Origin of the sequence: Microvirga brassicacearum, from assembly GCF_008757455.1 — a bacterium.
GTDB lineage: Bacteria > Pseudomonadota > Alphaproteobacteria > Rhizobiales > Beijerinckiaceae > Microvirga > Microvirga brassicacearum.
In genome coordinates, this window is record NZ_VCMV01000013.1 from 411,710 (window position 1) to 437,399 (window position 25,690).

Below are 25,690 nucleotides of genomic sequence, written 5' to 3' on the forward strand. Positions count from 1 at the left end.
CGGAGTTTCGCATGGGAACTGGGGCTGGCGGAAGCCGGATCTCGGGTTGGAAACAATGTTTACCTTTTCTTTCTAGCATGGAGGCGATTTTGAGATGATGCTTCCGCCACGGGCTTGATAATGATGCGTTTTCCCCATGCTGCGCGGCTTGCGAGAGGCCTGAAGGGCCCCGGATCACGGATTGCGCTTCTTGCCACCCTGCTGCTCGCCGGTTGCGTCGGATCGGGCAGTCTGGTGCCGCCGGGACGGGTGGGGGAAGGAGCGGCCTTTCCCGAGACACCGCCGGCTCCGGTCGCCGGATCTCTCCCTGCTGGTGGAGCGACCATCGGCAACGGTCCGGTGCGGGTGGCACTGATCGTCCCCTTGTCCGGACAGGGACAGGGTGCGGTGGCCGCGCAGAGCATGCGCAACGCCGCAGATCTGGCATTGAGCGAAATTCCGAATGCCGAAATCACCGTTCTGGTCAAAGACGACCACGGCACGCCCGAGGGTGCGCGGCAGGCGGCGAGCGAGGCCATCAACGAGGGCGCCGAACTCATTATCGGGCCCCTCTTCGCGGGTTCCGTCCGGACGGCCGGTCAGGTCGCACGACAAGCCGGCAAACCCGTCATCGCGTTTTCGACCGATGCGAGCGTTGCGACACGCGGTGTGTATCTGCTGAGTTTCCTCGTACAAGCCGAGGTCGACCGCATCGTCTCCTATGCGGCCTCGCAAGGCCGCCGTTCGATCGCCGCGCTGGTGCCGGAATCGACCTATGGCAGCGTTGCCGAGGCGCAGTTTCGCGAGGCGGCGGCGCAGAACGGCCTTCGTGTCGTCGCCATCGAGCATTATCCGGTCGGACAACCGCAGGCCGCGGTGCAGCGGCTGCGACAGGCGATCGGCGGCGGCGCGCCGCAAGCGGATTCGCTTTTCGTGCCGGACAACGCCGATGGTCTGCCGGTGGTGGCGCAGGCACTCCAGAGCGTCGCCTTCGATCCGCAGAAGGTGAAGCTGCTTGGCACCGGCCTGTGGAACGAGCCGCGCGTCTTCGATGTGCTGGCTTTGCAGGGCGCATGGTTTGCAACTCCCGACAACCGGGGCTTCAACGCCTTCGCGGCGCGCTATCGCGGGCGCTTCAACAGCGACCCCATCCGGCTTGCGACCTTGTCGTATGATGCGGTGACGCTCGCAGCAGCGCTCACGCGCGTGCAGGGTTCGCAGCGCTTTTCCGACAGTGTGATCACCAATCCGGCGGGTTTCGCGGGCGCCGATGGCGTGTTCCGGTTCAAGGCGGACGGCACCAACGAGCGGGCGTTATCGGTGCAGGAAGTTCGCACGGGAGCAGCCGCGACCATCAGCGCGGCGCCGCGCTCGCTTAGCGGAACCTGAACATTGCAATCAGGTGCGTGAAAGCGTGCTGCTCAATTCGGGGCGATGGTTCAGCGTTTGATAGACGACGCAGTAGCGCTCAGCCAGTTTGAGCAACTGATCGACCTTCTCCTGCGGCGCATCGGTGTCGACCTCGAAATTGAGGCGGATGGCCCTGAAGCCGACAGGCGCTGCCTTGTCGACGCCGAGCGTTCCGCGAAAATCGAGATCGCCCTCGGCCTTGACGACCCCGTGACGAAGTTCGATCTCAAGCGCCGTCGCCACGGCTTTCAACGTGACCCCCGCACAGGCGACGAGGGCTTCCAGCAGCATGTCGCCGGAGCAGAGTTCGGCACCGGTTCCGCCGGTTGCCGGATGCAAGCCCGCGATCGCGATGGCGCGGCCGGTCTCGACCTTGCAGGCGATGTGCTGATCGTCGAGCGTGCCCTGCGCCTTCAACGTGATCACCGCTGATTCCGGCGCCGCACGGTACTGATCCTTCAGCGGCGCCTGCAGCGCGCGCAATTCATTCGATTCCATGATGCGTTCCTGAATCTACCACCAAAGCCCGGCCGCCTCCCGGTCGCGCTCGCGTTGGGGCGATGTTTGCACGGTGTTGAGCGACTGGTCCAGAGCGCTCATCACCCGCCGCACAGCGCTCTCGAACGGCAGGGACGTGCGGTCGCGTGGGCGCGCGATGCTCAAAGGGAGCTCGTCGAAAATCCGGCCGGGCTTCGGCTGCATGACGATGGCGCGGTCAGCCAGCGTCACGGCCTCCTGCACGTCATGAGTGACCATCACGACGGTCGGGCGGGTTTCGTCCCAGAGACCGAGCAGATGGCCATGCAGGCTCGCCCGTGTGAACGCATCGAGGGCCGAGAAAGGCTCGTCGAGCAGCAGCACCTTGGGATTGGCGACGAACGCACGGGCGATCGCCACACGCTGCTGCTGACCGCCCGAAAGGTCGCGCGGCCAGCGCTGCGCGTGCTCGGACAATCCGATCTTCTCCAGCGCGTGACCCACACGCGCTGCGCGTTCGCCCGGCTCCGCATGGTCGAGGCCAAATCCCACATTGTCGGCGACGCTCAGCCAGGGCAGCAGGCGCGGCTCCTGGAACACGATGCCGATCGCCGGATGCGGCTCGGTGATGGTTTCGTCATCAAGGCGGATCCGGCCGTTGCTGGCATGGTCGAGGCCGGCGATCAGGCGGAGCAACGTGGTCTTGCCGCAACCGGAGCCGCCGACAAGCGCAACGACCTCGCTTTCGCGGACCGCCAGGTTGATGTCGGCGAGCGCGCGGGTGCCGTCCGCATAGGTTTTGGAAATGTGCTCGAGGCTCAGCATCACAAGGTTCCTCGCGCCGTATCCTGCCAACGCACCAGCGGTTTCGTGACGCCCACAAGCAGGCTGTCGGCGAGCTTGCCGAGTACCGCGAAGGCGATGATCGCCGCGAGGATGTGATCGGGCCTGCCCATTTGCTGGCCATCGACGAGCAGATAGCCCAATCCTTCCGACGCCCCCATGATTTCGGCCGCGACCACGAACATGAAGCCGAGGCCAAGACCGGAGCGCAGGGAGATCAGCGCCTCCGGCAGCACCGCCGGCAGCAGGATGCGCCGCGCCATTTTCGCCCGCGAGAGGCGGAAGACGCGGCCGACTTCAATCAGCTTGCGGTCGACGGACAGAATTGCGCCGGTGATGCCGAGATAGACTGGGAAGAACACCCCGATGGCAATGAGCGCCACTTTGGAGGCCTCGAAAATGCCGAGCCAGAGAATGAACAGCGGCACCCATGCGATGGACGGGATGGCGCGCAGGGCCTGCAGGGTCGGATCGAGCAGGCGACGGGCCGTCTCCGACGATCCGGAGATGGCGCCGAACACGATGCCGGCCGATGCGCCGAGGAAAAACCCGACGGAGACGCGCCACAGGGTGGCCCAGACGTGAATCCACAACTCGCCGGTTGCGGCGAGATTCGTCAGCGTCTCGATGATGCGGCTCGGCGGCGGCACCAGGCGTCCCTGCACGAAGCCGAAACGGACGGCCGCTTCCCACACGAGAGCGATGAGGACCGGCAACAAGAAGCCGAGAAGGACGCGCCAATCCAGGGCGCGCCGCTTCCCGGCAGGTGGAGGGGCCGCGAGAGCGGCGGCTTCCTCAAGGGAGGACCAGGCTTGGCTTGTGGCTTTGCCTGTCACGGCGCTCTCCCGTGTGTCCGTTAGCGAGACGCGGTGGCGAAGCGGCTGTCGATCAGATCGTCGACCGCGGTCTTCACGTTGGTCTCAGGCGTGATGACGCCGGCTTGCTGCAAGGCAAGCCCCGCCGCGAGGATGGTGTCGGCCTGCGCCTTTCCGATGGTCGAATGCGTCAGTTCGGTGCGCTCGAGCTGGCGATCGATGACCGGTTCGGGCAGTTTCGTGTAGGTGACGAGAGCCTTCTTCAACTCCGCCGGATTGGCGAGCGAATAGGCGCGCGCTTCCTCATAGGCCTTGAGCACCTTCTGCACGAGGGCCGGGTTGTCCTTGGCAAAGGCTTCGCTGACGTTGAGCACGCCCCAGGTGTTCGCCGGCGCATTCCGGTAGAACAGTTTCGCGCCGCTTTCGACCTCGGCAGCTGCCATCAGCGGATCGAGGCCGGCCCACGCATCCACGTCGCCGCGCTCGAGAGCGGTGCGTCCGTCCGGGTGCTGCAGCAGGACGAGCTTGACGTCCTTCTCGGTCAGCTTCGCTTCCTGGAGAGCGCGCACGAGGAAGATGTGCGGATCGGTGCCGCGCGTGACGGCGACGCGCTTTCCCTTCAGGTCCTCGACCTTGGTGATGCCCGAATCCTTGGCCGTGACCAGTGCGGTCCATTCGGGGCGCGAATAGACATAGATCGATTTGATCGGGTTGCCGTTAATCTTGCCGATCAGGGCTGCGGCGCCCGCGGTCGAACCGAAATCGATCGACCCGGCATTGAGAAATTCGAGCGCCTTGTTGGAGCCGAGCGACTGCACCCACCGCACGGTGATACCATCCTTGGCGAGTTCTTTCTCGAGGAAACCCTTGTCCTTGAGGACGAGGCTGACGGGGTTGTAGGTGGCGTAGTCGATTCGCACTTCTTTCGGCTGCGCCGAGGCGGCAGTGACGAAACCGGTGGCGAGGGTGGCTGCGAGGAGGAGACGGCGGGAGAGGCTCATGATCGAGATCCTGGGTTCCGCGCTTGGGAGCTCTGGCCTTGGTTGGCCATGACTGCCCGGCGCTTTAGCTGCACTTGTTTCGCGCCCGCAAGCTGCATGCTCAAATCGGCGCGTGTCCTTTTTGTAGGACGTGCCGTTTCTTTTGTCAAACAGGCCTTTTAAAAAGAACGCACCACGTTCAGCCGCCGTCTCAGCTTGATCGCCGCATGGGCTTGGCGACCGCGAAATGCTAAGGCGTAACCTGCGGAAACCCGGGTTCTCCATGTCGATCAACGATCTCGATGCCGTCCTGTCCTCTCTCCAAGATGCTCCAGTGCGGGACATCGCAGACCTGCGGACGCGTCTCGTGCCCGAATTGCGGCGCTTCCTCACCGAGGGTCATGCCGCCGCCGAAGAACGGCTGCTGGCGGAGCAGGACGGCCTCGCCTGCGCCCGCGCCCTTTGTCGCGACATGGACCAGGTCGTGCGCATGATCTACGACGGGGTCGTCGGCCATCTCTACACCGCCAACAATCCTTCCTCCGGCGAGCGCCTGGCGGTGGTGGCGACCGGCGGCTACGGACGTGGCACGCTCGCGCCGGGTTCGGATGTGGATCTGCTGTTTCTGCTGCCCTACAAGCAGACGGCCTGGAGCGAGAGCGTCGTCGAGGCGATGCTCTACGTTCTGTGGGATCTCAAACTCAAGGTCGGCCACGCAACGCGCTCCGTCGAGGATTGTATGCGCGAGGCCGCCGACATGACGATCCGCACATCGTTGCTCGAGTCGCGCTTTCTGTTCGGCGACGAGTCGCTCTATGACAACCTCGTTGAGCGTTTCGATCGCGAGCTGGTCGCGACCTCCGCGCCCGCTTTCGTCGATGCGAAGCTCAAGGAGCGCGATGCGCGCGTCGCGAAGGCCGGTGCCTCCCGCTATCTCGTCGAGCCCAATGTGAAGGACGGCAAGGGTGGCTTGCGCGATCTCAATACCCTCTTCTGGATCGCCAAATACGTCTACCGTGTCCGCGAGCCGGCAGAACTCGTCCGCGCAGGGCTCTTCACTCACGACGAGTTTCAGCTTTTCGCGCGCTGCGAGGAATTTCTGTGGCGCGTGCGCTGCCATCTCCATTTCGTCACCGGCCGCGCGGAGGAGAGGCTGACGTTCGATCTGCAACGCCGAATCGCGGAGCGGATCGGTTTCAAGGCGCGCGGCGGGTTGTCGGGTGTCGAACGCTTCATGAAGGCATATTTCCGGATCGCCAAGGACGTGGGCGATCTCACCGCGATCGTCTGCGCCGAACTCGAGGCCCGTCAGACCAAGCGTCTTCCGGTCCTCAACCGCGTCTTCGGCCGGTTTCGGCGCAAGCGCGGCGGGGCCTTCGCGGTGGATGATTTCATGATCGACAACAACCGCATCAATGTGCTGGACGAGGATGCGTTCGAACGCGATCCGGTCAATCTGATCCGGCTGTTCTGGCTCGCCGACAAACACAATCTGCCGATCAACCCGGATGCCACCCGCCTGGCAACGCGATCGCTGTCGCTGATCGGCCCGACATTGCGCAAGGATGCCGAAGCCAACAAGATGTTCCTCGACATCCTCAGCTCGCGGAATTCGCCGGAGGTCGTGCTGCGGTTGATGAACGAGGCCGGGGTGCTGGGACGCTTCGTCCCCGAATTCGGCCGTATCGTGGCGATGATGCAGTTCAACATGTATCATCATTATACGGTGGACGAGCACCTGCTGCGCTCGGTCGGCGTGCTCAACGACATCGAAGCCGGAAGGCTCGGAAGCGATCACCCGCTCGCCCACCAGATCGTCGGAACCATCCGCAATAGGCGTGCGCTGTTTGTCGCCATGTTCCTGCACGACATCGCTAAGGGACGGCCGCAGGATCACTCGCAGGCCGGCGCCGCGATTGCCCGCAAGGTCGGTCCGCGTTTTGGATTGACGGATGCCGAGACTGAAACCGTCGCGTGGCTCGTCGAGCATCATCTCCTGATGTCCAACACCGCCCAGAGCCGCGACCTGTCGGACCCCGCAACCATCAGGGCTTTCGCCGACGTGGTGCAGACCATGGAGCGGCTGAAGCTTCTTCTTCTTCTGACCATTGCCGATATCAAAGCCGTCGGGCCCGGTGTGTGGACGGGGTGGAAAGGCCAGTTGCTGCGCAATCTCTACCATGAGACCGAGATCGTCCTTGGCGGAGGCGCGGCCGATATCGCGCGCTCCGAGCGGGTGCGGCTGGCGCAGGAGGAGTTGCGCAGCGAGCTCTCCGATTGGACGGCCGAACAATTCGACGCCTATGCGGCGCGTCATGCCCCCGGGTACTGGCTGAAGACCGACATCACCCGCCGCGTGAAGCAGGCGCGCTTCGTCAACGAAGCTGAGAAGGCAGGGCGCACCGTCACGACCACATACGAGACGCATCAGTTCCGGGGCGTGACGGAACTCACGGTGTTGTCGCCCGACCACCCGCGTCTGCTGGCGATTGTCACCGGAGCTTGCGCCGCAGCCGGCGGCAACATCGTGGACGCGCAGATCTTCACCACGACGGACGGGATGGCGCTCGACACGATCGTGCTGTCGCGGGCTTTCGATCGGGACGAGGACGAAATGCGGCGCGCAGGACGGGTTGCGAACGCCATCGAGCGGGCGCTAAAGGGCGAGGTCAAGATCGCCGATCTCGTCGACGGCAAACGGCCCGCCCAGGCTCGCGTCAAGCCGTTCCATGTGCCGCCCGAGGTGACGATCGACAATTCCCTCTCGAACCGCCAGACGGTGATCGAGATTTCCGGCCTGGACCGGCCGGGCCTGCTCTACGACCTCACCACCGCGCTCGGCAAGCTTAACCTCAACATTGCGTCCGCCCACATCGTGACCTTCGGCGAGAAGGCGGTGGACGTGTTCTATGTGACGGATCTGACAGGCACCAAAGTCACCCATGCGGGGCGCCAGGCGGCGATCCGGCGCGCCCTGCTGGAGGTCTTCAAGACGGACGAAAGGGAAATCCCCCATCGCCGTAGCGCTTGATTTGTGGGCGTCAGGACCTGATATGTGGCCTGACCCCTTTTTCCCTCGATTTCAGTTGATAGCCGATGAAACCGAACGACACGGAACACCAAAACGCGGCCCCGCAAGCCGATTCCACCTCCGAAGCCGCCGACACCGCCGTGGATCCGGTGGTGACGCTCGAGGCCGAGAGGAACGAGCTGAAGGACAAATTCCTGCGTCTGATGGCCGACATGGAAAACCTGCGCCGTCGGACCGAACGCGAGGTCGCCGATGCGCGGGCCTACGCGGTCGCGAACTTTGCCCGCGATATGTTGAACGTGGCTGATAACGTGCGGCGGGGCATCGAAAACGTGCCGGAGGAGGCCCGCGAGAGCGCCGAGGGCGCCTTCAAGGCGCTCCTCGAGGGTATCGACCTGACCGAGCGGGACCTCCAGAAGACCCTTGAGCGGCATGGGGTCAAGAAGCTCGATCCGCTGGGACAGAAATTCGACCCGCATGTCCATCAAGCCATGTTCGAGGTGCCGAACGCGGATGTGCCGAGCGGAACCGTCGTCCAGGTCGTCCAGTCCGGCTACGTCATCGGCGACCGGGTCCTGCGCCCGGCTCTGGTCGGCGTCGCGAAGGGCGGCCCGAAGACCAACGGCGGCGAGCCGCAGGGTGCCGACAACGCATCTTCCGCCACCTAGCGTGAACCTCCTCGGCCCCCTCAGCGCCGAAACCGTTGGGGTGGCGGTGTTTGCCCTTTCGGGTGCCCTGGTGGCGGCCCGGAAAGGCATGGACCCGTTCGGCTTCGCGCTGCTGGCCGCCGTGACCGGCGTCGGGGGTGGGACATTGCGGGATCTATTGCTGGGTACCCGCCCGGTCTTCTGGGTCGGCGATCCGAGCGATGTGATTGTCTGCCTCGTCGTCGCCGGCGTGATCTTCTGCCTCGGCCCCCGCAGGGTCGGCATTTTCGATGGCGGAAAGCGCGGCCGCGCCTTGCTCTGGGCCGACGCATTGGGGCTCGCCCTGTTTGCCGTGATCGGCACAGGCAAGGCGCTGGCTGCCGGTGTTCCGGCCATCTCGGCGATCGCGCTCGGCACGGTCACCGCCACATTCGGCGGTATCATTCGTGACATGCTGGCCGGAACGACGCCGCTGGTCCTGCGTCAGGAGATCTACGTGACGGCGGCGGCTTTGGGGGCGGGCGTGATGGTCGGCCTCCAGGCGTTCAGGCTCGATCCCGTGACCTGCGGCGTCGCGGGATTTGCGGCTGCATTCGCCCTCAGGGCCCTGGCCCTCCTGCGGGGATGGTCGTTGCCGGCATTTCCGCGTCGGGATTGATCGTCAGAGCGCCATATCGATGCTGTCGATGACGTTGCGAAAGCGCGGCAATGTCTCGGCGCGCTGCGCCACTCGGGCAATCCCCACCATCCTCACATAGCGATCGGCTTCGAAACGGATCGTCTGCATCACGATGATGGGTTCGCCGGACGCGGTATCAACTGCCTTGGCGACGGTTTCATGCCAATCCTGGCCCTTGAACCGGAACGATTCCGCACGCTCGACCGCGACCTCCTTGATGCTCTGGTTGGAGACAAGGGCCGCGCGCGCAAACCGTTCGCGCTGGTCGGTGGTGGGAGGCGGGGGAGCGAGCGAGACGGCGAGGATCACCACCGGCTGTTCAACCGCTTTCACCGTGTCGAGTGGCCCATCGGTCAGCAGCACGGAGTTGCCCGAGAGGACGCGGACCGGGCGGAAACCGGCACGATCGCCGATCCGGAACGGCAGGGCCGAGATCTGTTCGTCGAGCGAGACCGGTCCGCGAAGCGCGACGCTGGTGAGCGCCTTGCGCATCTCCTGCTCGCTATAGCCGTCGTTGCCGCCCTGCACCTGGGCGATGAGGAGGGCCGTCATGTCCGCGCCCTTGACGGCGAGGACCCATTTTCGCCCCTTGATGGGCCCCGTCATGGCGCCGGAGATCAGGAGACCGGACGAGGCACCGACTTTCAGGTTTTCCCGTGCCGTCACAGCGAGACCCTGGCGCTTCAGCGCGTCCTTGGTCAGGCCGGCGACCAATTGGTCGTAGGCCTCGGGCGGCATTTCGGCGAACGTGATGGCGGTGGCCTTCTCGGAATTCTCGAAGCCACTGAAGCGCTTCGACATCACCATGTCGTCGAGCGGCACGATGCCGACGCGCGAGGCCGGCGGAAACACCGGCTCGGCCGCCAATGCCGCCTGCACAGAGAAAATACAGCCAAAGGCGGCGACCAGCAGGCCTCTCATCACGGTCTCCAATACGGTCTCGCTCCAAAAACAGTCGCGATCTAGACTTAGAGCGCGCGTCCGACCTTGCGCAAGGTGAGATTGAGCCGCCCCCCTTGCGGCAACAGGTCCGAGCTGCCGGCGATCAATCGGTCGATCCCATGGTGGATCAGCCGGGCGGGCCCGCCGAACACGATCGCGTCTCCGGAGCGCAGGCGGACGGAGCGGGTCGGGTCCTTGCGATCGAGCCCCCCATAACGAAACAGCGCCGTGTCGCCAAGCGACAGGGACACGACGGGGGCGGCGAATTCCTCCTCGTCCTTGTCCTGGTGCAGTCCCATCCTGGCACCCGGCTCGTAGAAATTGATCAGGCAGGCATCGGGCGGATGCGGATAGCCGCTCAATTCATCCCAGGCGGCGCGAAGCATCGCTGGCATTTCCGGCCACGGCGCGCCGGTCTCCGGATGGGTCGGCTGGTAGCGATAGCCGGTTTCGTCGGAGACCCAGCCGAGCGGTCCGCAATTGGTCATTCTGACCGAAAACGGCTTGCCGGTCTTGGGCATCCGCGGGGTGTAGAGTGGCGCCGCCCGGGTGATCTCGCGGATAGCCGCGAGCAGGTCCTCCTGGGCGGGCCGGTCGAGATAAGCCGGGTAATAGGTGACGCCGGGAGCAAGGGTGAGACTCATCGAGGTCAGCCGAGCGCCTTCCAGAAAATCGTCGTGTCGCAAATCGTGCCGTCCGGATTGAGCGCGTACCCCGGAATGATGCCGGCTTTCGTCCACCCGAGCCGCGCGTAGAGGCGCTCCGCCGGCGTGCCGGTGCCGGTATCGAGGGTAAGGAGCGACAGTTTGCGCTCACGGGCGGCTGCCTCGAGAGCCGTCATGAGCGCAGCGGCGACGCCGCGCTTGCGCGCCGATCGATGCACCAGCAGCTTCCGGACATCGCCACGATGGCGCTGGTTGCACGGACCGTCGAGAGAGAGCTGTACGGTTCCGGACAATGTCCCGTCCACATAGCCGCCGAACAGAATACTCTTGCCTGATGCGACCGCTTCGAGCGTCCCGCCCCACCAGGCTTCGGCATCCGCGACCGTGAACGGCCACATGAAGCTCACCGAGGCGCCGCCATTGACGCAATCGGCCAGAATTTCAGCCAGCCGGCCACGTTCGCGTTCGGCCGTTGCGGCGTCGAGAATGCGAATCTCGCTCATGCGGCCAGGACCTTCTTGTCCTCGACGGTGGTATCGGCCTTCAGCCGGTAGACGAGCGGAATGCCGGTCGCCAGCTCCATCGATGGGATCGTCTCCGGCGTCAGTCCATCGAGCACCATGACGAGCGCGCGCAGGGAATTGCCGTGCGCTGCCACCAACACGCGCTCGCCGCGCATCACCCGCGGCAGGATCTCGCGCATGTAATAGGGCAGCACGCGCGCCACGGTGTCTTTCAGGCTTTCGCCGCCCGGGGGCTGGACGTCATAGGAACGGCGCCAGATATGGACCTGATCCTCGCCCCAGCGGGCGCGGGCGTCATCCTTGTTCAGTCCGGCCAGTTCGCCGTAATCGCGCTCGTTCAGGGCTTCATCCTCAAAGGTCTCGATGCCGGGCTGGCCGATTTCCCGCAGCAGCAATGTGCAGGTGCGTTGCGCCCGCACGAGGTTCGACGTGAACGCGACATCGAATTGTAGGCCGAGAGCCTTCAAGCGCCGGCCGGCCTCGACAGCCTCCTCGACGCCGAGCTCGGTCAGGTCGGGGTCCTTCCAGCCCGTGAACAGGTTCTTGAGGTTCCAATCACTCTGGCCGTGACGGACGAGGACGAGCAGGCGGTTCATAATGGGAGGGCTCCGGAAAAGGGGGGATGAATGGTGAGTAGCGAATGGCGAGTGGCGAATGGAAGAGGGAAAGCGGGTGGCCGAATGTTCTTACCACTCACCATTCGCCACTCGCCATTCGCCTAAAACCCCAACACATCAGCCATCGTGTAATAACCAGGCTTCTTGTCGAACGCCCAAAGCGCTGCTTTCACAGCGCCGCGCGCAAAAAGGGTTCGGTCTTCGGCCCGGTGGGTCAATTCGATCCGCTCGCCCGGCCCGGCAAACATCACGGTGTGTTCGCCCACCACCGTGCCGCCACGCAAGGATGCGAACCCGATATCGCCGCTCTGGCGCGCTCCCGTGTGTCCGTCGCGGGATCGCACCGAGCGGTCTGCCAATGAGATCTGGCGACCGGCGGCGGCGGCCTCGCCTAGAAGAAGCGCGGTGCCCGATGGCGCGTCCACCTTCATGCGGTGGTGCATCTCGGCGATCTCGATGTCGAATTCCTCGCCCAGGGTCGCGGCCGCCTTGCGGACAAGGCCCGCGAGCAGATTGACGCCGACCGACATGTTGCCCGATTGGACGATGCGGGCATGGCGCGCGGCCGCTTCGAGCCGGGTAAAATCATCCGCCTGCAAGCCCGTGGTGCCGACCACGTGGACGATGCGCGCCTGTGCGGCGAGCGCCGCGAACGCGACCGTAGCCGCAGGTGCGGTGAAATCGAGCACGCCATCCGCATCGGCAAAGACCGGCAGAGGATCGTCGGTCACGTTGACCTCGAGCAAACCGATGCCGGCGAGCAATCCGGCATCGTGCTCCAGCGCTTCCGACCCGCTTCGCTCGATCGCACCGACAAGGCGACAGCCCTCGGTCTCGGCGATGGTCCTGATCAGAATACGCCCCATGCGCCCTGCGGCGCCGACGACGACGAGACGCATCTCGCTCATGATCCTGATCTCCTCAATGACGATCGGAGGGAAAGGCCGGCATCAGCCCTCGTGGCCTTCGATGACGATGATTTCGGCGGTGGCATGGCCGTCGCGTTTCTTTTTGACGGCCTGATATTCGGGCGAATCCCAGCAGGCGAGGGCTGCCTCATAGGATGGGAATTCCAGCACGATGTTGCGGCTGCGGCTCTCGCCTTCTACGGCCCGGAACTGACCGCCGCGAACGATGAAGCGCCCGCCGAACTTGGCGAAGGCGGGGCCATTCGAATTCACATAATCCTGATAGGCCTCGGGGTTAGCCACATCGACGCGACCGATCCAGTAGCCCTTCTTCATCACTCGGCTCCCTCGACAAGGACGAATTCCGCCATGCAGGCGCCGTCGCGCTTGGCCTTGGCGGCCTGATATTCGGGCGAATGATAGTAGCGGCGGGCCTGTTCCATCGAGTCGAACTCGATCACGACATTGCGGGGCCGCGCATCGCCTTCCAGCGCCTCGAAGGCGCCACCGCGCACCAGCGGTCGCCCGTGATATTGCCGGATCGCCGCCGTGGCGCCTTTTGCATATTCCGCATAAGCCTCCGGATCGGTGACAGTGACGCGGGCGATCACATAGGCTTTCGGCATGGTCGGCTCCTTGAAACGGGGTGAGGCACCGAACGCCAGCGAGAACCGCTCGTCAAGCCTCGGAGGCGGCAGAAATTTCGTCCATGATGGCCTGCGCCGCCGCTCTCGGATCTGTCGCCCCGATGATCGGGCGTCCGACCACAAGGTGATCTGCCCCGGCATGAATGGCATCAGCCGGCGTGAGGATGCGCTTCTGGTCGCCGGCGGGAGAGCCTGACGGGCGGATGCCGGGCGTCACGATCAATTGCTCGCGCCCCAGGATACCGCGCATCCGGCGCGCCTCCGGAGCCGCGCACACGATGCCGTCGATGCCGATCTCGCGCGCTTGGCCCGCCCGCTTTGCGACGAGGTCGGCGGTGGATCCGGCGGCGTAGCCGGCCTCGATCAGGTCCTGATCGTCGTAGGAGGTGAGCACCGTGACGGCGAGGATCTTGAGCGACGATCCGGCTTTGCCCGCAACCGCCGCCCGCATCGTCTGAGGGTAGGCATGGACCGTCAGGAAAGTGGCGCCGAGGCGCGAGATCGAGCGAACGCCTTCTTCGACCGTGTTGCCGATGTCGTGAAGCTTCAGGTCGAGAAACACCTTCTTGCCGTCGTCGACCAACTCGCGGACGAGATCGAAGCCGCCCGCGTAGGCGAGCTGATAACCGATCTTGTAGAACGCGCCGGCATCGCCGATCCGCCGGATAACCGACCGTGCTTCTTCGACCGAGGGGATATCGAGCCCGATGATGAGCTTGTGGCGAATGTCCTTTGCCGGAGGGTGATCAACGGAAAGGGACATTGCAGACCTCATGCGTTTTTGACTTTGTTGTAAACCCAGACGCGGGCAGGCGGCAGATTGCGCCAGACGCGGTTCGAGCCGCGTGCCCGATGGGATCCGGAGCGCGCCGGGATCGGCGGCACGACCGCGTAGGTGAATTGAATGAAGGGGGCCTCGGGATGCATCACGGCCTGGGCCGCTTCCAGCAGCTCGAGGCGGTGATCCATCGGCTTGGTAAAAAGCGGCAGGCTCGACACGGTCGCGGCGGCGGGTTCCTGCAGGATGCCGGACAGGGTTTCGGCGAGGTCGTAGGCGTCGCCCTGGATGATCGTCGCCTTGGGGAAACGGCGCTTCAGCAGCTGGCAGAATTCCGGGTTGAATTCGACGAGGATCAAGCGATCCTGGGCAACTCCGCGCCTGATCAGCGCGTCGGTAACCGGGCCGGTGCCGGGTCCCAACTCGACCACGGGACCGGGAATCCGCGGGTCGACGTAGGACGCCATCGTGCGCGCCAGGGCCTTGCTGGACGGCATGACGGCGCCGATGGCAAGCGGACGCTCGAGCCACAGACGCAGGAAGCGAGCCTCGTCCTGAAAGCGATCCTTGCCGAGGGCCAATTTTCGATGGCTGGGCCGTTGAAACGACTGAAGCACTGGAACAGACCCCTTGAGCGGCGGATCACGAAGGTTCTTTAGAACTCAAAGAAAACGACCGTCAAGCTAAGTTGGCCCACTAAAGCCATCGAGGAACTCGCGCACCTTGGCAAAGAAGCCCGAGCTCTCGGGATGATTGTCCTTCGAGGATTCCTGTTCGAACTCCGCCAAAAGCTCCCGCTGTCGCTTCGACAACTTCTGTGGCGTTTCCACCGCAACCTGAATGTAGAGGTCGCCCACGTCGCGCGAGCGGAGCACCGGCATGCCCTTGCCTTTGAGGCGGAATTGCTTGCCGGATTGGGTTCCCTCGGGAATTTTCAGACTCGTATCGCCGCCGCCGATGGTCGGCACACTCAAGTCGCCGCCCAGCGCCGCCGTCACGATCGAGATCGGGACCCTGCAGAACAGGTCCGCGCCATCGCGCTGGAAGAACTGATGGGCCTTGATCGACAGGAAAATATAAAGGTCGCCGGCAGGACCGCCGCGGGCGCCAGCCTCGCCTTCACCAGCCAGGCGGATGCGGGTGCCTTCCTCGACACCGGCCGGAATGTTCACCGACAGGGTGCGCTCGCGGGTGACGCGGCCCGCGCCTCCGCAATTGGCGCACGGATCATCGATGACCTCGCCACGACCATGACAATTCGGGCAGGTCCGTTCGATCGAGAAGAACCCTTGCGTCGCCCGCACGCGACCCGCGCCGCCGCAGGTCGGGCATTGCTTCGGTTTCGAGCCGGCCTTTGCGCCGCTGCCGGAGCAGGATTCGCAGGTGATCGAGGTCGGGATCTTAAGTTCGGCGGTCTTGCCCAGAAACGCCTCTTCGAGCGTGATCTCAAGGTTGTAGCGCATATCGGCGCCACGTTCGCGGCCGCCGGTGCTCCGTCCGCCGCGCGTCCGGGTCTCGCCGAAGAAATTTTCAAAAATGTCCGACATGAAGTCGGAGAAATCATTGCCGAAGCCCGGCCCGCCGGCGCCACCGCCATTGGCGAAGGCGGCATGTCCATACCGATCATAGGCGGCACGCTTCTGGCCATCGGACAGCGTCTGGTAGGCCTCGTTGATTTCCTTGAACTTGAGCTCGGCTTCGTGGTTCCCCGGGTTGCGGTCGGGGTGAAATTGCATCGCGAGCTTGCGGAAGGTGGATTTCAGTTCCCCCTCGGTCACGGTCTTCGAAACGCCGAGAACTTCGTAAAAATCGCGTTTGGACATTATATTTTGCCCCTTGGCCGACCTCGCCGCGGCTGCCTGAAAAGGACGGCCTCGATGATCAGATAAGGGTGCCCCTTTTCATGAGCAATCCCCAGGGCAAGCCCCGGGGATTGTGTTGTTTTCCGGATTAAGCGCGCTTCTTCTTGTCATCTTCATCGACTTCCTGGAAGTCGGCATCGATGACGTCATCTTTCTTGGCCTCGGCCTCGGGAGCCTCTTCGCCCCCCTCGGCGCCCTGCGTCGCCTGATACATTGCCTCGCCCAACTTCATGGAGGCCTGCATCAGATCGGTCGTGCGCGCCTTGACGACCTCTGTATCCTCGCCGGCAAGCGCCTGCTTGAGAGCGTCGATCGCGGTCTCGATGCCTTGCTTGTCGGCTTCCGAGACCTTGCTGCCGTATTCGGCGAGCGACTTCTCGGTCGCATGGACAAGGCTCTCGCCCTGGTTCTTGGCTTCCACCAGTTCGCGACGCTTCTTGTCCTCGGCGGCGTTCGCTTCCGCGTCCTTCACCATCTTGTCGATGTCGGCTTCGGAGAGACCGCCGGAGGCCTGGATGCGGATCTGCTGCTCCTTGTTGGTGGCCTTGTCCTTCGCCGTCACGTTGACGATGCCGTTCGCGTCGATGTCGAAGGTCACCTCGACCTGCGGCATGCCGCGCGGGGCCGGCGGAATGCCCATGAGGTCGAACTGGCCGAGCAGCTTGTTGTCCGCCGCCATCTCGCGCTCACCCTGGAAGACCCGGATGGTGACCGCGTTCTGGTTGTCTTCGGCGGTCGAGAACACCTGGCTCTTCTTGGTCGGGATCGTCGTGTTGCGCTCGATCAGACGCGTGAACACACCGCCCAGGGTCTCGATGCCCAGCGAGAGCGGGGTGACGTCGAGAAGCAGCACGTCCTTGACATCGCCCTGAAGCACGCCGGCCTGGACTGCCGCGCCGATGGCCACGACTTCGTCCGGGTTGACGCCCTTGTGGGGCTCCTTGCCGAAGAACGACTTCACGACTTCCTGGATCTTGGGCATGCGGGTCATGCCGCCGACGAGAACGACCTCGTCTATCTGGCCAGCCGAGAGGCCCGCATCCTTGAGCGCCTTCCTGCACGGCTCGATGGTCTTCTGGACGAGATCGTCCACCAGGGACTCGAACTTGGCGCGCGAGAGCTTGAGCGCGAGGTGCTTGGGACCGGTCGCATCCGCCGTGATGTAGGGCAGGTTGATCTCGGTCTGCTGGGTCGAGGACAGCTCGATCTTCGCCTTCTCGGCTGCTTCCTTGAGGCGCTGAAGGGCAAGCTTGTCCTTGGTCAGGTCGATGCCCTGCTCCTTCTTGAACTCGGCCGCGAGGTATTCGACGAGGCGCATGTCGAAGTCTTCGCCGCCCAGGAAGGTGTCGCCGTTGGTGGACTTCACCTCGAAGACGCCGTCGCCGATCTCGAGGATCGACACGTCGAAGGTGCCGCCGCCGAGGTCGTAGACCGCGATGGTGCCATGCTGCTTCTTATCGAGGCCGTAGGCGAGGGCCGCCGCGGTCGGCTCGTTGATGATGCGCAGGACCTCCAGACCGGCAATCTTGCCGGCATCCTTGGTCGCCTGCCGCTGGGCATCGTTGAAATAGGCCGGAACCGTGATGACCGCCTGGGTGACCGGCTGGCCGAGATAGGCCTCCGCCGTCTCCTTCATCTTCTGCACCGTGAAGGCAGAAATCTGCGAGGGCGAATATTGCTTGCCGTCGACCTCGACCCACGCGTCACCGTTCGGGCCTTTGACGATCTTATAGGGAACGAGATCCATGTCCTTCTTGGTCATGGGGTCGTCGAAGGTGCGCCCGATGAGGCGCTTGATGGCGAAGAACGTGCGTTCCGGGTTGGTCACGGCCTGCCGTTTGGCGGCCTGACCGACGAGACGCTCGCCGTCATCCGTGAAAGCAACGATGGACGGGGTCGTCCGCGCGCCTTCCGCATTTTCAATCACTTTGGGCTGCGAGCCTTCCATAACGGCGACGCAGGAATTGGTGGTGCCGAGGTCGATACCAATGACTTTACCCATGGCGGGATCCCTCACTTTCAAGCAGACCGCCGGGCCCCGAAGCGGCCCGGCCCATGGCTGAACGTTGATGATAGTCGGAGACGCCCGAACGAGCGCCCCCAGTGCAATCGCTGATATAAGAAGGGCTTGAGAAGGCCGCAAGTCGATGTTGAAGCCTCATTTGCCCCGATTTACGCCGCAAGGCCGCGTGTTGCCGGATGCCGCCGACCTTTGTGGGCGAATTTTGTTGGAAAATCTCAGAGTTTTTCGGGCGTTACAGGCCGCGCTTGACCTCCGCCAATGCCGTCCCGAGGGCATCGGCGAAGCTTTCGCGCTCTTCCGGTGAGAGATCCCGAGCAATCACCACCTCCTCGCCGCGGGAGTTGAGGGCGAGGCGCTGCAGGCCGAAATCCTCGTCGATCTGGCGATCAAGACGCGTCCAGAGCGGGTTGAAGCACCATTCCCGGCCGACCCCGCGCGGATCGACCTTGCGCAGCAGCAGCCTGACCGGCGTCAATTCGAGGATTTCAAACGCCAGTCCCTGCCGGTAGCTCGCCCGGAAGGCCACGTAGACGCCGAGAAGATCGAGGCAAAGGAAGCCGAGAACCGGCCAGAATCCGAGGACCACGAAGGGAAGACCGACGATGATCGAGGCGATGCCGAGCAGCATCATGAGAACACGAAAACCCTGCGGTCCCAATGACCGATGGGGCCGGATCTCGGCCGCGAAAACCGGCCTGTCCAACGGATGCGACGGGTTCAGGATCATCTTGCGGGTCCCCGTGCGGTGATTATAACGCGTTCATGCCTGAACCCAAACGGTCACCCCGCCGCGTTCCCAGCAAGTCTGCAGAGCCCAGCGCGCCCCTTGCCGCGAGCCGCGCGATCGCGAAAAGCGCCGCGAAGACGGCGGCGATCCGCGCACCGAAGCCGGTGGACCACGACACCCTCGTGGAAATTTTCCGGCGGTTTCACGATGCCGACCCAGAACCGAAGGGCGAGTTGGAATACACCAACCCCTACACGCTCCTGGTCGCCGTGGCGCTCTCCGCGCAGGCGACGGACGTCGGCGTCAACAAGGCCACCCGCCCCCTGTTCGCCATCGCCGACACGCCGCAAAAGATGCTCGCTTTGGGCGAGGAGGGGCTGCGCCAGCACATCAGGACGCTGAATTTCTTCAACACCAAGGCCAAGAACGTGATCGCCCTCGCCAAAAGGCTGGTCGAGGAATACGGCGGCGAGGTGCCCGATAGCGTCGAAATTCTCGAGACGTTGCCGGGGGTCGGGCGCAAGACCGCCAGCGTCGTGGTCAATGTGGCGTTCGGAAACCCGCGGATCGCGGTGGATACCCACATTTTCCGGGTCACGAACCGTATCCCCTTTGCCATCACCAAGACGCCGCTGGAAACGCAGGTGGCGCTGGAGGCCCGCGTGCCGTCGGAATTCCGGCTCCACGCCCATCATTGGCTGATCCTGCACGGCCGTTACATCTGCAAGGCGCGCAAGCCCGAATGCTGGCGCTGCCCGATCAGCGATCTCTGCCGCTACCCGGACAAGACGCTCGGCTAGACTTCAACCGAAGACGATGAGGCCGGCAAGGCCCGCCGCACCGACGATGATCCGCCACCAGGCGAACGGGGTGAAGCCGTGCCGGGATACGTAGTCCAGCAGGGTCCTGACGACGAAAAGCGCGGATACGAAGGCCGCGATGAAGCCGAGGACGATGATCTGCACGTCATCGGCCGTGAGGATGCTGTAGTTCTTGAGCAGGTCATACGCGAAGGCGCCCGCCATGGTCGGCATGGCAAGAAAGAACGAGAATTCGGCGGCGGCGCGCTTGTCGGCGCCGAGCAGCATGCCGCCGACGATCGTCGCCCCGGAGCGCGAGACGCCCGGCACCATGGCGAGGCATTGCAGGAAGCCGATCTTCACATACATCGCGAGCGGGAATTTCGTGGCGTCCGTGTGAGTCGCCTTGAGAGGCATCGCGTCCACCATCATCAGGACGAAGCCGCCGGCGATCAAGGTCATGCAGACGATCCAGGGATTGAACAGCACCTCCTTGATGAAACTATGAAACGCTGCGCCGATCAGCGCCGCCGGAAGGAAAGCCACGAATACGCCGATGACGAAGCGGCGAGCGTCTGGGTCGTAGGGAAGGGCCCTGGCGATCTTCCACAAGCGACCGAAATACACGGACAGGATCGCAAGAATCGCGCCGAGCTGAATCAGCACCTCGAACGTCTTACCGTTGGATTCGAAACCGAGAAAGTGACCGATCAGCAGGAGGTGGCCGGTGGACGAGACCGGCAGGAATTCGGTCAAGCCTTCCACGAGGCCGAGAAACAGCGCCTCGAACATTTGCGACATTGTTGAAAATCCTCAGACGGGCGCCACTTGCGGGCGGGCCCACCGTGCTGTCAAGGGCGACTGCGCGCCACGCGCTCCACGCCTGCGTCAGGGACATGTGATTCACCAAAAGTCCTTACGAACTCTTAAGGAAACACGGCCTTATTCTCGCCGCCTGTTTCGCGTCTGAGACGTTCATGGCCATCCTGCATTCGCATCCTTTTTGTCCGCAATCGCGGTTCGCACGCCTTCTCCTGGGCGAGTTCGGTATCGAGTCCGAGCTCGTCGAGGAGAAGCCGTGGGAGCGGCGTGTGCCGTTTCTCGAAATCAATCCGGCCGGCAACCTGCCGGTGCTCGTGGATGACAGCGGTCTCGTGGTGCCGGGTGCGGGCGTGATCGCCGAATTTCTGGACGATACGAGGGGCCCGGTGCTGGCCGATCGACGCTTCCTGCCCCAGGGAGTGGTCGAACGGGTCGAAGTCCGGCGATTGCTCGACTGGTTTCTCGTGAAGTTCCACGAGGAGGTGTCGGATTATCTCGCCACCGAGAAGATCTACAAGCGCTTCATGCCACTGGAACTCGGCGGCGGCGCGCCCGACATGTCGGCGATTCGCGCCGCGCGGGCCAATGTGCGATATCACCTCAATTACATCGGATACCTCATCGCGACGCGAAACTGGCTCGCAGGCGACCAATTGACCTATGCCGACCTTGCGGCGGCGGCCCACCTGTCGGTGGTGGATTATCTCGGCGACGTGCCATGGGAAGAAAACGAGACAGCGAAGCTTTGGTACGCCCGGATCAAGTCCAGGCCGTCCTTCCGCACGCTCCTGGCCGATCGGGTCCCCGGGATGGCGCCCTCCGAGCAATACGAGAACCTCGACTTCTGACCGGCGAAGCCCTCAAGCGCGCTTTCGTGGCGCGCGCGAAAGCTCTCGGCTTCGACATCGTGCGCGTGACCCGTCCCGACGCCATGCCGCTCGCGCCCGAGCGGCTTCAGGCATGGCTGGAGCAGGGCTATCACGGCTCGATGGACTGGATGGCGGAGACGGTCGAGCGTCGGGTCGATCCGCAGGCGCTCTGGCCCGAGGTGCGCAGCGTGATCCTGCTCGGCCTGAACTACGCGCCCGCCACCGACCCGCTCGCCACCCTCGCCCACAAGGACCGCGCCTCGATCTCGGTCTATGCCCGCAATCGGGATTATCACGACGTCATCAAGGGCAAGCTGAAGGAGGCCGCCGGCATGCTGGCCGCCAAAGGCGGATCGGACGTCAAGGTCTTCGTCGACACCGCGCCGGTGATGGAAAAGCCGCTTGCGGAAGCGGCGGGCCTCGGCTGGCAGGGTAAGCACACGGTCATCGTGTCGCGCGAGTTCGGCAATTGGCTGTTTCTCGGCGCGGTCTTCACCACCGCCGAATTGCCGGTCGACGAGCCGGAGACGGACCATTGCGGCTCCTGCCGCCGCTGCCTCGACATCTGCCCGACCAACGCCTTCCCGGCGCCCTATCAACTGGATGCGCGGCGCTGCATTTCCTACCTGACCATCGAGCACAAGGGCCACATTCCGGCAGAGCTTCGCACCGGCATCGGCAATCGGATTTTCGGCTGCGACGATTGCCTTGCGGTCTGCCCGTGGAACAAGTTTGCCCAAGCGGGGCGCGAAGTGCGCCTGATGCAGCGGGACGATCTCGCGGCCTTGCCGCTGGCAGACCTCGCCCGCCTCGATGATCCTGCTTTTCGGGCCCGCTTTGCCGGAACGCCAATCAAGCGCACGGGGCGTGACCGGTTCGTCCGCAACGTGCTGATCGCCATCGGCAATTCCGGGAGCGCCGAGCTGGCGGACGAGGCCGTACGGCTGCTCGACGATGCCTCGCCGCTGATCCGCGCCATGGCGGTGTGGGCGATCTCGCGATTGCGTCCCGCGCAAGTCGACGCATACGCCGATGGACGCCTCGCCGACGAACAGGATGCCGACGTACGGGCCGAATGGGCTCGGGCGCTTTCCTCTCACCGCGTTATCGAGACTGCCTCATGAACCTGTTCGTCTTCGGCTTCGGGTACACGGCGCAAGCCCTTGTCCGGTCTCCGGCGCAGCAATGGTCTCGCGTCGCCGGGACTGTCCGGGACGCCGCCAAGGCCGAGCGCCTGCGGGCGGAAGGCATCGCCGCCTGCACGTTCGAGGACGTGGCGATGGTGACCGAGGAAATCCGGCGCGCCGACGCCATCCTCGTCTCGACCCCGCCGGCCGACGGCGCTGATCCAACCTATGCGCGATACGCCGGCCTCATCGAAAAAGCGGGCCGCGAAGCATGGCTCGGCTATCTCTCGACCACGGGGGTCTATGGCGATCAGGCCGGAGGCTGGGTCGACGAGACGGTGCCGCCCGACCCTCGAAACGGGCGATCCTCGCGACGCGTCGAGGCGGAACGCTCCTGGCTCGAATTGGGCGCGCGGTCGCGCCTGACTGTTGCGATCTTCCGCCTTGCCGGCATCTACGGGCCGGGTCGGAATGCCTTCGTGTCGCTCGCACGCGGCACGGCGCAGCGTATCGTCAAGCCCGGCCAGGTTTCCAACCGCATTCACGTGGATGATATTGCGGCCGTACTCGCCGCATCCATCGCGCGCCCGCGCTCGGCCGAGATCTACAACGTGTCGGATAACGAGCCCGCGCCGCCACAGGACATCATTGCCTACGCGGCAAAACTCGCCGGCATTCCCGTGCCGCCGGACATTCCGTTCGAGCGGGCCGAACTCAGCCCGATGTCGCAAAGCTTCTATGCGGAAAACAAGCGCATCTCGAACCGTCTGATCCGCGAGGAACTCGGCGTCCGCCTTCGCTATCCGACCTACCGCGAAGGGCTTGAGGCGCTCTACGCCAGCGGCGAATACGATCAGGCGACGTGACGGTCCGCGCCCGGACCGAAATGGTCGATGTAGCGCGGGTTGATGTTGGCGACAGGCAGGATGACGAGCACGTCGGTGGTGCCGAAACGCCTGTCGACGACAGCGCCCTTTCCGAATGTCGCTCCAAGCCGCAGGTAGCCCTTGATCAACGGCGGCAAGGCGCGGAGCGCAGCCTTCTGGTCGACCATTTCCTTGGGAAGCAGATCCATCGCCGTTCCGCATTCGGGCAAGGCCGAGGCTTCCCACTCGCCGGTGGCGCTGGCGAAATGGTGGAGGAAGCTCAACGGCAGGGAGAGCTTGCCCGGATCGGTGCCCTCAAGGCTGGCGCAGCCGATCATGACGTCGATGCGATGGTGCAGGACGTAGGCCCAGATGCCGTGCCAGAGCAATTCGACCGTGCGCTTGTTGCGGAAAGGCTTGAGGACGCAGGAGCGGCCGAGTTCCAGAAAACGCAAATTTGGATGGGCGCGGATCATCGGCGCCAGATCGTATTCGCCCGCCGTGTAGAAACCCCAATTGCGGTCGGCCACTTCCTGCCGCAGCAGCCTGTAGGTCCCGACCACTTTCGGCTTTGCCGCCCGGAAAGGTTTGGCTTTCACGTCATGATCGAGAACCAGCAGGTGATCGCAAAGCAGGTCGAAATCGTCGATGTCACGCCGTGACAGGATCGAGGCGCCGTTCGGGGCGGCCGACATCTCGTCATAGAATACCTTGTAGCGGAGCCTCTGGGCGCGGCGGATGTCGCGCGTCGTCGTGGCGAGGCGCACTTCGAGCGAACCGAGGCGGCCGAGGACCGGATTGAGCGTGCCATGATCCCGCACCGTCCGGTTTCGACTTGGCAACAGATCGCCCATGCTCCGGGGCCGTGTGATCGCGGGCTGGTATTCCGGCCCGCTGGCAGGCGCAATCGGAGAGGGAATCATCAAAACCTCGCTCGGCCGGGGGCCGTTTCGGGGAGCATCCGCTTTTCGGGGACGATCCCCTTTTCGGGGCGAATGTTGCGCCTTGCTTCGTGACATAGGGCTCATCTTAAACGGTATTGTGACAACGAAATCCGTGGACAAAGAGGGGCTTGCCGGTTCTCGATCAAATTCTGTCACATTTCACGGCTTCACGCAGCGTTTGGTCGCCGATCCGCCTGCGCCCGGTAGGAGAGAGCCTCCGCCAGATGGATGCGCCGCACTTTGTCGTCTCCGTCGAGATCGGCCAGCGTCCGCGCCACCTTGAGCACGCGATGAAAGCCGCGCGCCGAAAGCCGCATTGCGTTGGCGGCATCATGGATTAACGCGGTGCCGTCGGAATCGGGTTGCGCGATCTGTTCGATCACCGGTGCCGGGCAGGCGGCGTTCGTGGAAACACCCGCAAGGCCGAGGGCGGTGAAGCGCCGGGCCTGCCGCTCGCGGGCAGCGGTAACCCGCGCCTTGACCTCCGCGGAGCCTTCCGTTGGAGGCGGCAGGATGAGGTCCGACGCGGTCACGGCCGGCACTTCGATGGACAGATCGATCCGATCCAGCAACGGCCCCGACATCCGCGCCTGATACTGCGCCATGCAGCGCTCGTTCGGCTGTCGGCGGCACACGTAGCCCGGTTCCGTCGCCTGCCCGCAACGGCAGGGATTCATCGCCGCCACGAGCTGGAATCGCGCAGGGTAAGTGATCCGGTGATTGGCGCGGGCGATAAGGATTTCCCCGGCTTCCAATGGCTGCCTCAGGGAATCGAGCACCTGCGGCTGGAATTCCGGCATCTCGTCGAGAAACAGAACGCCGTTATGCGCCAGCGACGCCTCTCCCGGTCGGGCATTGAGGCCGCCGCCGACCAAAGCCGCCATCGAGGCCGAATGGTGCGGCGCCCGAAAGGGCCGGCGGCTTGAAAGGGCGCCGTTGGCGAGCAGGCCCGCGACCGACTGAATCATGGATATCTCCAGGAGCTCGCGCGGCGTCAACGGCGGAAGAATCGAGGGAAGCCGTTGCGCCAGCATCGATTTTCCGGCTCCTGGCGGCCCGCTCATCAGGAGGTTGTGGGCGCCTGCCGCGGCGATCTCCAGGGTGCGTTTGGCGCTTTCCTGGCCCTTGATATCGCGCAGGTCGGGCAGCATGCCGGGTGATTGCATGATCGCCGGCTCGGGGCGGGACATCACCTGCGTGCCTTTGAAATGGTTGGCGAGCTGGATCAGCGTCCGGGGCGCCAGAATTTCGAGGTCGCTTGAGGCCCAGGCGGCTTCCGAGCCGCAGGCATGGGGACAGATGAGTCCATGTTCGCGCCCGTTGGCCGCCATCGCGGCAGGCAGCACCCCGGCGACCGACGTGATCGAACCATCGAGCGCAAGCTCTCCGAGAACCGTGAAGCCGCTGAGGGCATCGGCGGGAATTGCCCCCATGGCGGCCATGACGCCGAGTGCGATGGGAAGATCGTAATGGCTGCCTTCCTTCGGCAGATCAGCGGGGGCGAGGTTGACGGTGATGCGCTTTGCCGGCAGCGAGAGCCCGGAGGCGATCAGCGCCGAACGGACACGCTCGCGGGACTCGGCCACCGCCTTGTCGGCGAGGCCGACAATCATGAAAGCGACGTTGCCGGGCGCGATCTGGACCTGCACGTCGACCGCCCGCGCTTCGATGCCCTCGAAGGCGACAGTTGAAACCCGCATGACCATCT

General features: G+C 64.3%; 27 protein-coding genes. 8 read left to right on the forward strand and 19 right to left on the reverse strand.

Going from position 1 to position 25,690, the window contains the following annotated elements; translation table 11 throughout:
• Positions 1-123 precede the first annotated feature (123 nt).
• On the forward strand, positions 124-1,368 hold the full coding sequence (locus FEZ63_RS09485) for a penicillin-binding protein activator (protein ID WP_150944160.1): 1,245 nt from the start codon (positions 124-126) through the stop codon (positions 1,366-1,368).
• A gap of 9 nt (positions 1,369-1,377) precedes the next feature.
• On the opposite strand, the gene FEZ63_RS09490 is transcribed toward FEZ63_RS09485, so the two are convergent.
• Genes FEZ63_RS09490 through FEZ63_RS09505 form a run of 4 tightly spaced genes read right to left on the reverse strand, consistent with a single transcriptional unit; the run spans position 1,378 to position 4,525 of the window.
• Entirely contained in the window at positions 1,378-1,887 is a 510-nt protein-coding gene (locus tag FEZ63_RS09490; RefSeq protein WP_150943658.1) for an OsmC family protein, read from the reverse strand.
• Between the two features lie 15 nt (positions 1,888-1,902).
• A complete protein-coding gene (locus FEZ63_RS09495) occupies positions 1,903-2,691 on the reverse strand; it encodes an ABC transporter ATP-binding protein (RefSeq protein WP_150943661.1) in 789 nt (262 codons plus the stop codon).
• Positions 2,691-3,545, reverse strand: coding sequence for an ABC transporter permease (locus tag FEZ63_RS09500; protein ID WP_150943663.1), 855 nt, complete (start codon positions 3,543-3,545; stop codon positions 2,691-2,693). The genes FEZ63_RS09495 and FEZ63_RS09500 overlap by 1 nt, the downstream gene beginning before the upstream one ends.
• Before the next feature lie 20 nt (positions 3,546-3,565).
• Positions 3,566-4,525, reverse strand: coding sequence for an aliphatic sulfonate ABC transporter substrate-binding protein (locus FEZ63_RS09505; protein WP_201274126.1), 960 nt, complete (start codon positions 4,523-4,525; stop codon positions 3,566-3,568).
• A 262-nt stretch (positions 4,526-4,787) separates the two neighbouring features.
• Here FEZ63_RS09505 and FEZ63_RS09510 point away from each other — a divergent pair, with 262 nt between their 5' ends.
• The 3 genes from FEZ63_RS09510 (at position 4,788) to FEZ63_RS09520 (ending at position 8,840) form a co-directional block, all read left to right on the forward strand.
• Positions 4,788-7,535, forward strand: coding sequence for a [protein-PII] uridylyltransferase (locus FEZ63_RS09510; protein WP_150943665.1), 2,748 nt, complete (start codon positions 4,788-4,790; stop codon positions 7,533-7,535).
• A 65-nt stretch (positions 7,536-7,600) separates the two neighbouring features.
• Complete coding sequence (gene grpE, locus FEZ63_RS09515; RefSeq protein ID WP_150943667.1) at positions 7,601-8,203, forward strand: nucleotide exchange factor GrpE; 603 nt, start codon at positions 7,601-7,603, stop codon at positions 8,201-8,203.
• Complete coding sequence (locus FEZ63_RS09520; RefSeq protein ID WP_201274143.1) at positions 8,175-8,840, forward strand: trimeric intracellular cation channel family protein; 666 nt, start codon at positions 8,175-8,177, stop codon at positions 8,838-8,840. Before grpE ends, FEZ63_RS09520 begins: the two co-directional genes overlap by 29 nt.
• A gap of 3 nt (positions 8,841-8,843) precedes the next feature.
• Here FEZ63_RS09520 and FEZ63_RS09525 read toward each other — a convergent pair whose 3' ends face one another.
• The 12 genes from FEZ63_RS09525 to FEZ63_RS09580 form a co-directional block, all read right to left on the reverse strand.
• On the reverse strand, positions 8,844-9,782 hold the full coding sequence (locus tag FEZ63_RS09525; RefSeq protein WP_150943671.1) for a hypothetical protein: 939 nt from the start codon (positions 9,780-9,782) through the stop codon (positions 8,844-8,846).
• Positions 9,783-9,829: 47 nt separating this feature from the next.
• Positions 9,830-10,447: an alpha-ketoglutarate-dependent dioxygenase AlkB family protein gene (locus tag FEZ63_RS09530; RefSeq protein WP_150943673.1), complete on the reverse strand. Its 618-nt coding sequence runs from the start codon at positions 10,445-10,447 to the stop codon at positions 9,830-9,832.
• Between the two features lie 5 nt (positions 10,448-10,452).
• The gene (locus FEZ63_RS09535) at positions 10,453-10,971 is read right to left on the reverse strand and encodes a GNAT family N-acetyltransferase (protein ID WP_150943676.1); all 519 of its coding nucleotides are present in this window, start codon (positions 10,969-10,971) and stop codon (positions 10,453-10,455) included.
• Positions 10,968-11,588, reverse strand: coding sequence for a 2,3-bisphosphoglycerate-dependent phosphoglycerate mutase (locus FEZ63_RS09540; protein WP_150943678.1), 621 nt, complete (start codon positions 11,586-11,588; stop codon positions 10,968-10,970). Before FEZ63_RS09540 ends, FEZ63_RS09535 begins: the two co-directional genes overlap by 4 nt.
• A gap of 122 nt (positions 11,589-11,710) precedes the next feature.
• Positions 11,711-12,508 (reverse strand): 4-hydroxy-tetrahydrodipicolinate reductase, encoded by a 798-nt coding sequence (dapB, locus tag FEZ63_RS09545; RefSeq protein ID WP_150944164.1) that lies wholly within the window; start codon positions 12,506-12,508, stop codon positions 11,711-11,713.
• Positions 12,509-12,559: 51 nt separating this feature from the next.
• Positions 12,560-12,853, reverse strand: a complete 294-nt coding sequence (locus FEZ63_RS09550; protein ID WP_150943680.1) for a DUF1330 domain-containing protein — start codon at positions 12,851-12,853, stop codon at positions 12,560-12,562.
• Positions 12,853-13,143, reverse strand: a complete 291-nt coding sequence (locus FEZ63_RS09555) for a DUF1330 domain-containing protein (RefSeq protein WP_150943683.1) — start codon at positions 13,141-13,143, stop codon at positions 12,853-12,855. Before FEZ63_RS09555 ends, FEZ63_RS09550 begins: the two co-directional genes overlap by 1 nt.
• A 52-nt stretch (positions 13,144-13,195) precedes the next feature.
• Positions 13,196-13,927, reverse strand: coding sequence for an orotidine-5'-phosphate decarboxylase (gene pyrF / locus FEZ63_RS09560; protein ID WP_244622721.1), 732 nt, complete (start codon positions 13,925-13,927; stop codon positions 13,196-13,198).
• An 8-nt stretch (positions 13,928-13,935) separates the two neighbouring features.
• On the reverse strand, positions 13,936-14,559 hold the full coding sequence (locus tag FEZ63_RS09565; RefSeq protein ID WP_244622722.1) for a class I SAM-dependent methyltransferase: 624 nt from the start codon (positions 14,557-14,559) through the stop codon (positions 13,936-13,938).
• A 66-nt stretch (positions 14,560-14,625) separates the two neighbouring features.
• Positions 14,626-15,765: a molecular chaperone DnaJ gene (dnaJ, locus tag FEZ63_RS09570; protein ID WP_150943686.1), complete on the reverse strand. Its 1,140-nt coding sequence runs from the start codon at positions 15,763-15,765 to the stop codon at positions 14,626-14,628.
• A gap of 127 nt (positions 15,766-15,892) precedes the next feature.
• On the reverse strand, positions 15,893-17,806 hold the full coding sequence (dnaK, locus tag FEZ63_RS09575; RefSeq protein ID WP_150943689.1) for a molecular chaperone DnaK: 1,914 nt from the start codon (positions 17,804-17,806) through the stop codon (positions 15,893-15,895).
• Between the two features lie 253 nt (positions 17,807-18,059).
• Positions 18,060-18,554, reverse strand: a complete 495-nt coding sequence (locus FEZ63_RS09580) for a DUF2244 domain-containing protein (protein WP_150943691.1) — start codon at positions 18,552-18,554, stop codon at positions 18,060-18,062.
• 35 nt (positions 18,555-18,589) lie between these two features.
• Here FEZ63_RS09580 and nth point away from each other — a divergent pair, with 35 nt between their 5' ends.
• A complete protein-coding gene (nth, locus tag FEZ63_RS09585; protein WP_150943693.1) occupies positions 18,590-19,354 on the forward strand; it encodes an endonuclease III in 765 nt (254 codons plus the stop codon).
• 3 nt (positions 19,355-19,357) lie between these two features.
• On the opposite strand, the gene FEZ63_RS09590 is transcribed toward nth, so the two are convergent.
• Positions 19,358-20,155: an undecaprenyl-diphosphate phosphatase gene (locus FEZ63_RS09590; RefSeq protein ID WP_150943695.1), complete on the reverse strand. Its 798-nt coding sequence runs from the start codon at positions 20,153-20,155 to the stop codon at positions 19,358-19,360.
• Positions 20,156-20,331: 176 nt separating this feature from the next.
• On the opposite strand from FEZ63_RS09590, the gene FEZ63_RS09595 reads away from it, so the two are divergent.
• The 3 genes from FEZ63_RS09595 (at position 20,332) to FEZ63_RS09605 (ending at position 23,038) form a co-directional block, all read left to right on the forward strand.
• The gene (locus tag FEZ63_RS09595) at positions 20,332-21,024 is read left to right on the forward strand and encodes a glutathione S-transferase family protein (RefSeq protein ID WP_150943698.1); all 693 of its coding nucleotides are present in this window, start codon (positions 20,332-20,334) and stop codon (positions 21,022-21,024) included.
• A gap of 83 nt (positions 21,025-21,107) precedes the next feature.
• A complete protein-coding gene (gene queG / locus FEZ63_RS09600) occupies positions 21,108-22,169 on the forward strand; it encodes a tRNA epoxyqueuosine(34) reductase QueG (RefSeq protein WP_420846273.1) in 1,062 nt (353 codons plus the stop codon).
• Positions 22,166-23,038: an SDR family oxidoreductase gene (locus FEZ63_RS09605; protein WP_150943700.1), complete on the forward strand. Its 873-nt coding sequence runs from the start codon at positions 22,166-22,168 to the stop codon at positions 23,036-23,038. Before queG ends, FEZ63_RS09605 begins: the two co-directional genes overlap by 4 nt.
• Here the strand turns inward: FEZ63_RS09605 and olsB are convergent.
• Both olsB and FEZ63_RS09615 read right to left on the reverse strand, forming a co-directional pair.
• Positions 23,026-23,892 carry a l-ornithine N(alpha)-acyltransferase gene (olsB, locus tag FEZ63_RS09610; protein WP_244622748.1) on the reverse strand — a complete coding sequence of 289 codons (867 nt, stop codon included), beginning with the start codon at positions 23,890-23,892 and terminating at the stop codon, positions 23,026-23,028. The two genes, FEZ63_RS09605 and olsB, sit on opposite strands and share 13 nt — an antisense overlap.
• A gap of 257 nt (positions 23,893-24,149) precedes the next feature.
• Complete coding sequence (locus tag FEZ63_RS09615; RefSeq protein ID WP_150943704.1) at positions 24,150-25,688, reverse strand: YifB family Mg chelatase-like AAA ATPase; 1,539 nt, start codon at positions 25,686-25,688, stop codon at positions 24,150-24,152.
• Positions 25,689-25,690 lie beyond the last annotated feature (2 nt).